The sequence below is a fragment of the Pseudomonas sp. LF020 genome (assembly GCF_053456425.1).
In genome coordinates, this window is record NZ_JBRFIX010000007.1 from 246035 (window position 1) to 257508 (window position 11474).

Annotated in this window: 12 protein-coding genes; 9 read left to right on the forward strand and 3 right to left on the reverse strand. The window is 60.9% G+C overall.

The window, feature by feature from the left end; genetic code table 11:
• Positions 1 to 63 precede the first annotated feature (63 nt).
• The 4 genes from ACU680_RS18340 (at position 64) to ACU680_RS18355 (ending at position 4407) form a co-directional block, all read left to right on the forward strand.
• Positions 64 to 1554 carry an aldehyde dehydrogenase gene (locus ACU680_RS18340; RefSeq protein WP_448180185.1) on the forward strand — a complete coding sequence of 497 codons (1491 nt, stop codon included), beginning with the start codon at positions 64 to 66 and terminating at the stop codon, positions 1552 to 1554.
• Positions 1555 to 1605: 51 nt separating this feature from the next.
• Positions 1606 to 2889: an NAD(P)/FAD-dependent oxidoreductase gene (locus tag ACU680_RS18345; RefSeq protein ID WP_448180186.1), complete on the forward strand. Its 1284-nt coding sequence runs from the start codon at positions 1606 to 1608 to the stop codon at positions 2887 to 2889.
• 371 nt (positions 2890 to 3260) lie between these two features.
• Positions 3261 to 3809, forward strand: a complete 549-nt coding sequence (locus ACU680_RS18350; RefSeq protein ID WP_003226097.1) for a cupin domain-containing protein — start codon at positions 3261 to 3263, stop codon at positions 3807 to 3809.
• 313 nt (positions 3810 to 4122) lie between these two features.
• Positions 4123 to 4407, forward strand: a complete 285-nt coding sequence (locus ACU680_RS18355; protein WP_448180187.1) for a hypothetical protein — start codon at positions 4123 to 4125, stop codon at positions 4405 to 4407.
• Positions 4408 to 4483: 76 nt separating this feature from the next.
• On the opposite strand, the gene ACU680_RS18360 is transcribed toward ACU680_RS18355, so the two are convergent.
• A complete protein-coding gene (locus ACU680_RS18360; RefSeq protein ID WP_448180188.1) occupies positions 4484 to 4915 on the reverse strand; it encodes a hypothetical protein in 432 nt (143 codons plus the stop codon).
• Between the two features lie 166 nt (positions 4916 to 5081).
• On the opposite strand from ACU680_RS18360, the gene ACU680_RS18365 reads away from it, so the two are divergent.
• From ACU680_RS18365 to ACU680_RS18375, 3 genes are all read left to right on the forward strand, one after another.
• Positions 5082 to 5471 carry a hypothetical protein gene (locus tag ACU680_RS18365; RefSeq protein ID WP_448180189.1) on the forward strand — a complete coding sequence of 130 codons (390 nt, stop codon included), beginning with the start codon at positions 5082 to 5084 and terminating at the stop codon, positions 5469 to 5471.
• A 15-nt stretch (positions 5472 to 5486) separates the two neighbouring features.
• Positions 5487 to 5909: an HD domain-containing protein gene (locus ACU680_RS18370; protein WP_448180190.1), complete on the forward strand. Its 423-nt coding sequence runs from the start codon at positions 5487 to 5489 to the stop codon at positions 5907 to 5909.
• A gap of 140 nt (positions 5910 to 6049) precedes the next feature.
• A complete protein-coding gene (locus tag ACU680_RS18375) occupies positions 6050 to 7069 on the forward strand; it encodes an AbrB family transcriptional regulator (protein WP_448180191.1) in 1020 nt (339 codons plus the stop codon).
• 157 nt (positions 7070 to 7226) lie between these two features.
• Here the strand turns inward: ACU680_RS18375 and ACU680_RS18380 are convergent, their stop codons facing one another.
• On the reverse strand, positions 7227 to 8003 hold the full coding sequence (locus ACU680_RS18380) for an NAD(P)H-dependent oxidoreductase (protein ID WP_400762371.1): 777 nt from the start codon (positions 8001 to 8003) through the stop codon (positions 7227 to 7229).
• An 84-nt stretch (positions 8004 to 8087) separates the two neighbouring features.
• Between ACU680_RS18380 and ACU680_RS18385 the strand changes: the two genes are divergently transcribed.
• Entirely contained in the window at positions 8088 to 8981 is an 894-nt protein-coding gene (locus ACU680_RS18385) for a LysR family transcriptional regulator (protein WP_448180192.1), read from the forward strand.
• Positions 8982 to 9233: 252 nt separating this feature from the next.
• On the forward strand, positions 9234 to 10019 hold the full coding sequence (locus tag ACU680_RS18390) for a DeoR/GlpR family DNA-binding transcription regulator (RefSeq protein WP_448180193.1): 786 nt from the start codon (positions 9234 to 9236) through the stop codon (positions 10017 to 10019).
• 128 nt (positions 10020 to 10147) lie between these two features.
• Here the strand turns inward: ACU680_RS18390 and ACU680_RS18395 are convergent, their stop codons facing one another.
• On the reverse strand, positions 10148 to 11431 hold the full coding sequence (locus ACU680_RS18395; protein WP_448180194.1) for an NAD(P)/FAD-dependent oxidoreductase: 1284 nt from the start codon (positions 11429 to 11431) through the stop codon (positions 10148 to 10150).
• Positions 11432 to 11474 lie beyond the last annotated feature (43 nt).

Sequence of the window (11474 nt, forward strand, 5' to 3'; positions counted from 1 at the left end):
GCAGCTCCTACAGGGGATCGGATTACCAGATCTCTCCCCAATCCCCCTTGTCGAGCCACAACAATGACAACCACACGCAACGACTGGGAACAACGCTTCCAGTCCCTGACCATCGAATCCCGCGCGTTCATCAACGGTGAATATCGCCCGGCGATCAGTGGCGCTACCTTCGAGTGCCTGAGCCCCGTCGACGGCCGTTTTCTCGCCTCCGTGGCCAGCACCGATGAAGCCGACGCCAACCTTGCCGTCGAAGCCGCACGCCAGTCGTTCAACTCCGGCGTGTGGGCGAACAAAGCCCCGACCGAGCGCAAACGCATCCTGATCCGCTTCGCCGATCTGATCCTGCAACACCAGGAAGAACTGGCGCTGCTGGAAACCCTCGACATGGGCAAACCGATCAGCGACTCGATGAGCATCGACATCCCGGCGACCGCCAACGCGATCCGCTGGAGCGCCGAAGCCATCGACAAGATCTACGATGAAGTTGCTGCCACCCCGCACGATCAACTCGGTTTGGTGACCCGCGAGCCGTCCGGCGTTGTTGCTGCGATCGTGCCGTGGAACTTCCCGCTGATCATGGCCAGCTGGAAATTCGCCCCGGCCTTGGCGGCAGGTAACTCGTTCATCCTCAAGCCTTCGGAAAAATCCCCGCTGACCGCGATCCGCATTGCGCAGCTTGGACTGGACGCGGGCATTCCGAAAGGCGTGTTCAACGTCCTGCCAGGCTTCGGCCACACCGTCGGCAAGGCGCTGGCGCTGCACATGGACGTCGATGTTCTGGCCTTCACCGGTTCCACGGCGATTGCCAAGCAACTGATGATTTATGCCGGGCAAAGCAACATGAAACGCGTCTGGCTCGAAGCCGGTGGCAAGAGCCCGAACGTGGTGTTTGCCGACGCCCCGGACTTGCGCGCGGCAGCACAAGCAGCGGCCGGCGCCATCGCCTTCAACCAGGGCGAAGTGTGCACCGCCGGTTCGCGCCTGTTGGTCGAGCGTTCGATCCGCGAGCAATTCATCCCGCTGCTGGTGGAAGCGCTGCAAGCGTGGAAACCGGGGCACGCGCTTGACCCGACGACCACCGTCGGCGCGGTGGTCGATCAGCGGCAACTGGACAACGTGCTGCGCTACATCAGCATCGGCCGGGAGCAGGGCGCCGAGCTGATCGCCGGTGGCCAGCGCACCCTCGAAGAAACCGGTGGCCTGTATGTGCAACCGGCGATCTTCGATGGCGTGACCAATGCGATGACTATCGCCCGCGAAGAAATCTTCGGCCCGGTGCTGTCGCTGATCACCTTCGACACCGTTGAAGAAGCGCTGCAGATCGCCAACGACAGCATCTTCGGCCTCGCCGCTGGCGTCCGGACCAGCAATCTGAGCAAGGCGCACACCTTCGCCCGTGGCCTGCGTGCCGGCAGCGTCTGGGTCAACCAGTACGACGGCGGCGACATGACCGCACCGTTCGGTGGCTTCAAACAGTCGGGCAACGGTCGCGACAAATCGCTGCACGCGTTCGACAAGTACACCGAGCTGAAAGCGACCTGGATCAAGCTCTGATTTTCTACAGCGGTGGTCGCTTCTGATGAGCGACCCTCGGAGAACAATAAAATGAAGCAACAACACGTCAACAGCTACTACGCCGCCACCCGCAACGAAGTCATCGAATTTCCGACCCTTGAAGAGTCGGTCGAGTGCGACGTCTGCATCATCGGCGCCGGTTACACCGGCCTGTCCTCGGCGCTGTTCCTCACCGAGGCCGGCTACAAAGTGACGGTGCTCGAAGCGGCTAAAGTCGGCTACGGCGCCAGTGGCCGCAATGGCGGGCAACTGGTCAACTCCTACAGTCGCGACGTCGATGTGATCGAAGAGCGCTACGGTGACAAGACCGCAGAAATCCTCGGCAGCATGATCTTCGAAGGCGCCGACATCATCCGTTCGCGGATCAAGGAATACGACATCAAATGCGACTACCGCCCGGGCGGGATCTTCGCGGCGATGAACAAGAAACAACTCAACGGCCTGGCCGAGCAGAAGCGCAGCTGGGAACGTTACGGCAACAAGAACCTGAAGATGCTCGACGCTGCCGACATCCGTCGCGAAGTCGGCTCCGACGCCTACGTTGGCGGCCTGCTGGACCTGCAGGGCGGCCACGTGCATCCGCTGAACCTGGCCCTCGGTGAAGCGGCAGCCATCGTGCGTCTGGGCGGCAAGATCTACGAGCAATCGGCAGCCGTGGAAATCAAGTACGGCGAGCCGAACGTGGTGCGTACCGCTAAAGGCCAGGTGCGTGCCAAGTACCTGCTGATCGCCGGCAACGCCTACCTGCCACAAGGTCTGGACAATCGCGTGACCGCGAAAAGCATGCCGTGCGGCTCGCAGATCGTCGTCACCGAACCGCTGACCGAGAAGCAGGCGCGCAGCCTGATCACCAACAACTACTGCGTCGAAGACTGCAACTACCTGCTGGATTACTACCGTCTGACGGCCGACAACCGTCTGCTGTACGGCGGCGGCGTGGTCTACGGCGCGCGGGAACCGGACGACATCGAACAGCTGATCCGGCCGAAGATCCTCAAGACCTTCCCGCAGCTCAAAGACGTGAAAATCGACTACCGCTGGACCGGCAACTTCCTGCTGACCATGTCGCGCATGCCGCAATTCGGCCGCATCGAGAAAAACGCCTACTACATGCAGGGCTACAGCGGCCACGGCGTCACCTGCTCGCACCTGGCCGGCAAACTGATCTCGGAAATGATCCGCGGCGACGCCGAACGCTTCGACGCCTTCGCCTCCCTGCCACACATGCCAATGATCGGCGGCCGCACCTTCTCCGCCCCATTGACCGCCCTCGGCGCCGTCTACTACTCGTTGCGCGACCGTTTCGGCATCTAGGTTACCTCCCCGGCGGCGGCCCCCAAGACCCCGCCGGTTTTTTAATGCTGTAGCAACACCGCCGATGTTACTGACACCCGGATGTCCAACTGTGGGAGCGAGCCTGCTCGCGAAGAGGCCATATCAGCCAACCTCCATGTCGTCTGACACACCGCTTTCGCGAGCAGGCTCGCTCCCACAGTGCTTGTATTACCAAGGCCAGAAGGACTTTTACCGCACCGTCCATCGAACCTGCTGAGCAACACCGGCAAACGTGATTTAATAGCCGCCTTTCACGGTTCCGGGACACGGGAGCAACGTGATCCGCGCGCCTTGCGCGGCACCCGCCACCCACCCCCATTACCCTTAAGTACTACTCACATAAGGCTGTCATGGATACGGGTTCTCGACTCAAACTAGTACGCGAAAGCTACAAACTCTCCCAGCGCGAGCTGGCCCGGCGTAGCGGCGTGACCAATGCCACCATCTCCCTGATCGAACAGAATCGCGTCAGCCCCTCCGTCAGCTCGCTGAAAAAGCTGCTCGAAGGCATCCCGATGTCCCTGGCCGACTTCTTCACCTTCGACCAGCCCCCGCGCGAACACCAATACGTCTTCCGCGCCAACGAACAACCCGATCTGGGCCGCCACGGCTTGCGCCTGCTGCTGATTGGCGCCTCAGTGCCCAGCCGCCAGATGCGCCTGCTGCGCGAGCAATACGCACCGGGCGCTAGTTCCGGGGAAGAGCCGATTGTTCACGCGGAAGGAGAGGAGTGTGGGTTGGTGACGCGTGGCACGGTGGAGTTGACGGTGGACGGGCAGGTGAGCGTGTTGAATGCGGGGGATGGGTATTATTTTCCGACGACGCTGCCGCATAAGTTCCGGAATATCGGGGCGGATGAGGCTGAGATTATCAGTGCGAATACGCCGGCGAACTTCTGATCGCTGTTTGGATTAGGTGTACGTTGTAAATGAATCCGACCCTGTGGCGAGGGAGCTTGCTCCCGCTCGGCGACGCAGTCAGCGTAATTCGGGGCTTGCGGTGTATCTGGGAGAAACGGACTAGTCGGTTTTGGGGCCGCTTCGCAGCCCAGCGGGAGCAAGCTCCCTCGCCACATGAAGTGTTTTCCTACGAAGTTTTCGGATGTCGATATTGCTCGGGTGTTTCAGGCGATAACCATTCGTCCGACACACCGCACCTTCGCCGCGCACCTTCTTCCAATGCTGTAACTCACCACGCAAAGGAAGAGCCACCATGCTGAACCATAAAATCGCGATGTTTACCGTCGCGGCGTTGCTGTCCGGCAGTTCGCTATACGCGATTGCGGCCGGCGAGACGCCCACTCCGACGGCGAACGACGGCAACAGCCAGACTCGCGACCCGGCGTCCCCTGCCACCAATGCCGATCCGGATGCCAATTCGCTGCCCAAAGGTGGTGATGGTGGCAAGACCGACAATGGGCCGGTGCCTTCTGCCTCCAAGCCCAGCCCTGCGGGTCAACCGACCGGTAGCAGCAGTGGGGGTAACGGCGGTGGTTAACGGATGTCGCGCACTAAAAAGCCCGGTCTTAGAGCCGGGCTTTTCTTTGCCTGTCGCTAACACAGATATCAAACGCTTACTTTGCCTTCCATTGGCCCCCACCATTCTCACAATCAATTCGCGCCTGGGCCAAATGATCCACGTCGTAGTAATAGGTGGTCACTTGGGCGTTATCGGGGATGTTCAGCGCCTTGGCGTTTTTGTCTTTGCTGGTGGAGTGCGGGTTGGCCAGGGATTCCTGGGTGATTGTGGCGATACACGTGGCCTGATAGTGGTCGGCACAGTGCTCGACCTTGGTTTTCGTACTGCTGAGCATGTCTTTGCTTTCATTGCTGCACGACCAGTCGATGGAACTGACGGGCATGCCTTCGTATTCGTAGCAGCTGTGGGTTTCCACCGCTGGCACCGAAGCGCTGGAGGATTGGGTCTGGACGTCGCAGCCTTCGGCCATGACGCAGGTGGGGATGACGGCAAAGGTGGCGATCAGAAGCAGGAAGCGAATGTTCATCGGGGTTTCCTCTTCAGGAGCGCCGGGTCTGATCGAAGCTTTTGGCGCTTTAAAGTTTCGAGGCGACGAGGAGGAGGGAGGTTCCATCGGGTTTTTGATTTGCTCCCGTGGCATACACTGCGAAACAATCGGAAACATTCAGCGCCCAAGGACTGGAATATTGCCCATGATCGAAATCGGCAGCCGCAATAACGCGCTCCCCTCGCAGCATCCATTTCACGACATCTATCTGTTTCACATTGACCCTGCAAAGCCAGACTCGCCGTTCTGTTTCGAGCAGTCGATGTCCGGCGGGCATATGGAACACGGCGGTGCGCGGTGGTTGGCGCTGGATGAGCTGGACGCTTGGCCGGGCGAGTGGCGTGAACACCTGAGAAAGGCTGACTGCGCGTGGGTTGCCGAGTTGATCGATGCCCATCCGAAAGCCGATCAGGCCACCGTGGTCTCTCTGATTCTTCAACGTCATTCCGGGCCAGCGATGCCAGTCGGACGATTGAAAGCAATCGGCGGCTGGCTCAAACGCAATATCCACGTCGGCGGCCGCTATGGCGTTTAAACCACGGAGACTTCCATGACCCAGACACTTGAACGCGCCATCGCCCTCGCTGCCAGCGCGCATGCCGGGCAGGTCGACAAGGGCGGTGCGCCGTACATTCTGCATCCGCTGAAAGTCATGTTGCGCATGACCACGCTGGAAGAACGCATCGTCGCGGTGCTGCACGATGTGGTCGAGGATTGCGGCATCAGCCTCGATGATTTGCGTAAGGAAGGCTTCAGTGAAGAGGTGCTGACGGCGATTGAGTCGGTGACCAAAGTGCCGGGCGAGTCTTACGAGGATTTCGTCGAGCGTGCGGCGCAGAATCCGATTGGCCGGGTGGTGAAACTGGCGGATCTGGAAGAGAACAGCGACCTGTCGCGGATTGCCTCGCCAAGTTGGGAGGATCTGGAACGGATCGAGAAATACCGCCGCGCGATCGGGCGGTTGCGCACGTAAGAACGAATCTCCCTGTAGGAGCTGCCGCAGGCTGCGATCTTTTGATCTTGCTTCTAAAAATCAAAGTCAAAAGATCGCAGCCTGCGGCAGCTCCTACATGGGATTGATGTCGGGTCAGTTGAATAGCCAGGAAGGCGAATATGAAATCGATTCTGTGTTTGTTGATCGCTGCCGCTGTTGGCGCTGCATTGCAGGTCAGCGGTGTTCCTCATGGCCTGTTGCTGGGGGCGATCCTCGTCACCGCATTGGTCACCACGCGAACCGGTTTCGCCCCGGCAACCCCTTATGGCCTGGGCTACATCCAGGTCACGTTGGGCATCGCCACCGGCCTGATGTTCGAGGCGTGGGACAGTGCGACGGCTTCGGCGATGTTGCCAAGCCTGGGCGTTCTGCTGCTATGCCTGACCGTACAGATCGCCCTGGCCGGATGGTGGCTGACTCGCGGCGCGGGATGGAATCGCACCGACGCGCTACTGGCGGTGTACCCCGGTGCATTGGCGGCGGTGTTCGATTTACTGGAGTCGGAAAAGGCTTCGAGCAAAGTCATCATCGTGCACCTGATGCGCTTGTTGCTGATCACGGTGCTGGTGAGCTTTTTGATTCCCGGGCAGGCCTCGGTAGCAGTGGTTGAAAGCGCTCCGTTGAGCACGGGCATGGCGTTGACCGTGCTGGCGCTGATCGGCTTGAGCATCGTCATCGGGCGACTGCTGTTGGTGATCGGCGTGCCGGCGCCGTTCATGTTGACGGCGATTCTGCTGACGGCGGTGTTTGTGAAATCGGGATGGCTGCACGGCTTTCATATACCGGACTGGAGCCTGAATCTGGCGGCGCTGATTCTCGGCGTGCGGATCGGCTCGCGTTTTCAGGGGCTTGGCCTTGCGGAGCTGGGGCGGCATGGTCGTACGGCATTGGTGTCGGTGGGGCTGATGATTGTGGTCGCGGCGGGATTTGCCGAAGTGGCGGCGCGCTGGCTGAACAGTGATCCGTTGTCGCTGTGGCTGGCGTACATGCCAGGGGCGATCGAGACGATTGCGATTGTCGCGTTTGCCGGCGGGCTGAATGTGGTGTTCATCCTGACTCACCATCTGGCGCGGATGGTGCTGCTGCACTTTGCGCCGGCGTTGCTGGTGCAGGTGCGGCGGGCGCGGGAGGAAGTCTGAAACACATCCCCCTGTGGCGAGGGAGCTTGCTCCCGCTGGGCTGCGAAACGGCCCCAAACCCCGACGCCGCAGTGTTTCAGGTGCACCGAAATCGCAGGTTTTGCGACTACGTCGCCGAGCGGGAGCAAGCTCCCTCGCCACAAAGGTTCAGTGATCCCTACCGAGTGTGCGCGGCGAAGCCTTCCTCACCCGGAGCGACATCATCCTTGAGCGTCAACGCCGGAATCTCGTAATCCCCGGCATTCTGCTGCCGATATGCGATCGGCCGCGTGCTCCACAACTCATCCAGACGCGTGCCCAGCGCCTCGCAGGTCTCGGCAAACCGCGCTTGATCCATGCGGCTGGCGCGGTACACCAGGAAGGGCGGCACCACGTCGAAACCGGGGTAGAACAACACGCCGTGCTGAATCGGAAACAGCAAATCATCAATCGGCCCATTGATCCCCCGCGGGCTGTAGTGCGAATCCCAGCCCCCGGTGGTGACCAGCAGCATCGCGCGTTTACCCTTCATCTTGCCCTCGCCGTAACGCTCACCCCAGCGTGCATCGGAGTGTTCGCCGACACCGTAGGCAAACCCGTAGGCATACACGCGCTCGACCCAGCCCTTGAGGATCGCCGGCATGGTGAACCACCACAGCGGAAACTGCAGGATCAGTGCGTCGGCCCACAGCAGTTTTTCCTGCTCGCGGGCGATGTCGGCGGACTGCCGGCCTTGTTGGTAAGCCAGTTTTGAATCGATCGAAGCGTGGAAGGGGCGGCTCTCATCGCGACCGGGGGCGTCATCGGCGTCGATCGTGGTCTTCCAGTTCATCGCATACAGGTCGGAGACTTGCACGGTGTGGCCGGCGGCTTGCAGACGCTGGACGGTAAAGTCTCTGAGCGAGCCGTTGAGCGAAGTGGGTTCGGGGTGGGCGTAGACCAGTAGCACATTCATGTTGCAACTCCTTGGTTGAATGCAGGCAGGATCAATCCTTGATCGGTATATTGGAAATGAATGTCTGATATGTCAGGTATAGCCATGAATAATTTACGACGTCTGGATATCAACTTGCTGTTGACCCTAGACGTGTTGTTGGCAGAACACAACGTAACCCGCGCCGCAGAGCGCTTGAGCCTGTCGCAGCCGTCGGTGAGCGTGCACCTGGCCAAGCTGCGCGAGATCTTCGGCGACCCACTGTTGCTGCCCGGGCCACGGGGCATGCGCCCGACGGCGCGGGCCGATGAATTGCGCGAGCCGTTGCGCGAGGCGCTGGAAGCACTGGAGCGGGCAGTCGCGCCGGCCAGTGCTTTCGATCCGGCGCAGGCCCGCCACATCTGGAAAGTCGCGGCCACCGATTACGGCGAGTCGACGGTGGTGCTGCCCGCGCTCAGCGGTTTGCGCACTCAGGCACCCGGCACCCGGCTGGCGGTGCTCGACCTGATGCCGGCGCAGTTAGTGAAGCAGGCGGAGCAGGGCGTGTTTGACCTGGCGCTGCACATCACCGAAGAGGCGCCGCTGGATCTGCATCAACGGGTGCTGTTCACCGAGCATTACGTGTTGGCCGGTCGCGTCGGGCATCCGGGGTTGAAGCGTAAGCCGACTCGCGAACAGTTCTGCGCGCTGGAACACGTGATGGTGTCGCGTGAGGGCGGGGGATTTTTCGGGGTGACCGACAAGGCGCTGGCCGAGGTTGGCTTGTCACGCAAGGTGGTGCTGTCGGTGCCGCACTTTCTGATGGTGATGTCGGTACTCGCCAGTACCGATCTGGTGGCGATGCTGCCGTCACGGCTGGTGCGCGGCAACACGGTGTTGCAGGTAGTCGATGCGCCATTGCCGGTGCCGGGCTACGAGATGGCGATGTTCTGGGGAGAGCGCGCGCATCGCGATCCGGCACACAAATGGTTGCGTGAGCATCTGGCGGCGTCGGTGTAGGGCGTCAGGCGTGGCCCAGGGCAATCGCAAAAGACACCACGATCATGCACGCAAACGCAAAATTGAGATTCATCAGCTGTTCATCCTGAGCCTTTTTAAAGTGAGGCCATTCTGAACAGGCGCACTGCAAAGAAAAAATTCGGCATGTTGATTCCAATGATCGAAACAATTGATACCGGCCGGTTTGTGTTTGCCCGAGGGTTTCGCTAGTCTCGGCAAAACCTGCAACTACAAGCACAAACAGGCAAAAACATGCACGATCATTCGGTCACCGAACTGCCGTCCCTGCGTCGGCAGAAAATCCTCCTGATCCTCGAACGCGACGGCAAGGTCATGGCCTCCGAGTTGAGCCAGCACTTCGCCGTGTCCGAAGACACCATCCGCCGCGACCTCGCCGAACTGGACCACGCCGGCCTGGTGCAGCGCGTTCACGGCGGCGCGCTGCCAAGGCCCAAGGACAGCGGCAAGGATTACTTCACCCGGCTGGAAGAGACTGATGAGGTGAAGGTGCGGCTGGCGCAACGGGCGGCGCGAGAGGTCGAGGACGGGCAGATTGTGCTGTTCGATTCTGGCTCGACCGCGTTGCAGGTGGCGCGTTCGTTGCGCGCGGATATTCAGATCACTGCAGTGACCGCCGCGCCGATGACGGCCATCGCCCTGTCCGAGTACAAGGGGGTGAAAGTGATTCTGGCCGGGGGACAACTGAACCCGCGCACGATGTCGGCCGGTGGGCACGAGGCGGTGCGCATGCTGGCCGGGATCAAGGCGGATCTGGCGTTTACCGGCGTCTGTGCGATTCACCCGGAAGTGGGCATCACTTCGCTGCATTTCGATGAAGTGCCGGTGAAGCAGGCCTTGCTCGACAGCGCGGCGCGGGTGATTGCGGTGACCACGGCGGACAAGCTGGGGGCAGTGGAGCCGTTCGTGGTGGCTTCGTGCACGCGCCTGCATACGCTGATTACCGAGCGGCATCTGGCGTCGGGGAGTGTCGAGGATTATCGGCGGTTGGGGATTGTGGTGGAGCAGTTGCCTGATTGAGATTTTGTGCTGAGGCTGATGGCCCCATCGCTGGCAAGCCAGCTCCCACAGGTTTTGGTGGTGTACATGAGGTTTAGTCCGACACGGACACTGTGGGAGCTGGCTTGCCAGCGATGGGGCCAGTCCGGTCAACGCAACTTTTCAAGAATCTGGTAATACCACATCCCCACCGCCAACAACGGATTGCCCAGCAAATCCCCCATCGGCACGCGAATGTGCTGGCACTGCGCAAAGGTGTCGAACTGTTCCATCTGCCCGGTGATCGCGCGGCTCATGATTTCGCCCATGATGTGCGTCGTCGCGATGCCGTGTCCCGAGTAGCCCTGGCAATACCAGACGTTGTCCGAGAGCTTGCCCAGCTGCGGGATGCGGTTGATCACGATGCCCATCGCGCAGCTCCACTGGTAGTCGATCTGCACCCCTTTGAGCGCGGGGAAGGTCTGCTCGATGCACGGGCGCAGTTCGGCGGCGATGTCCCGTGAATCTTTGCCGCTGTAGTTCGCACCGCCGCCGAACAGCAGACGTCCGTCGGCCGTGAGGCGGTAGTAGTCGAGGACGAAACGGCAGTCGTACACCGCGAGGTCTTCGGGGTTTATCTGCCGCGCCAGATCACCCAACGGCGCGGTGGTGACGATGCCGCCCATGGCCGGGAAAATCTTGCCCTTGAGCTGGCCCGGTTCGAGCTTGTGATAGACGTCGCCGGCGAGCATCACCTGATTGGCGTCGATCTGGCCATGGGCGGTGCGCACGCCTGGGGTTTTGCCGTGAATGATTTCCAGCACTTCACTGTTTTCGAAGATCAGCGCACCAAGACTTTCCGCCGCCCGCGCTTCGCCGATGCACAGGTTGAGCGGGTGCAGGTGCATGTTGCGAGTGTTCTTGATCGCGCCGTGGTAGAGGTCGCTTTGCAAAAGGTCGCGCACCTGACTGCGGTCGAGCAGACTGACTTCATCACCCAGTCCGCGGCGCACGGCTTCGTCGTAATCATTGCGCAGACCGTCCATGTGGCTCGGCTTGTAGGCGGCGTGCAGGTGACCGTGCTTGAGGTCGCACTGGATGCCATATTTCGCCACGCGTTCTTGGATGATTTGATGCCCGCGCCAGCGCAGGTGCCAGATGAAATCGTCGACTTCATCACCGAGTTTCGGGCGCATCTGTTTACGCATCGCACCGTCGCCGGAGAGGCTGCCGGTGACTTGGCCACCATTGCGTCCGGTGGCGCCCCAGCCGATCTTGTTGCTCTCTACGATGGCGACTTTCAGGCCTTTTTCGGCGAGTTCGACGGCGGTGGCAACGCCGGTGAAACCGCCGCCGATGATCACCACATCGACCTGGTGCCGGCCTTGCAGGGTCGGGTAGTCGGTGTCCTGGTTGAGGGTGGCGGTGTAGTAGGAATTGCAGCGTTGAGTCATGTCGGTGTCCACACAAAATTCGCAAGTCAGATCGAGGACCCTG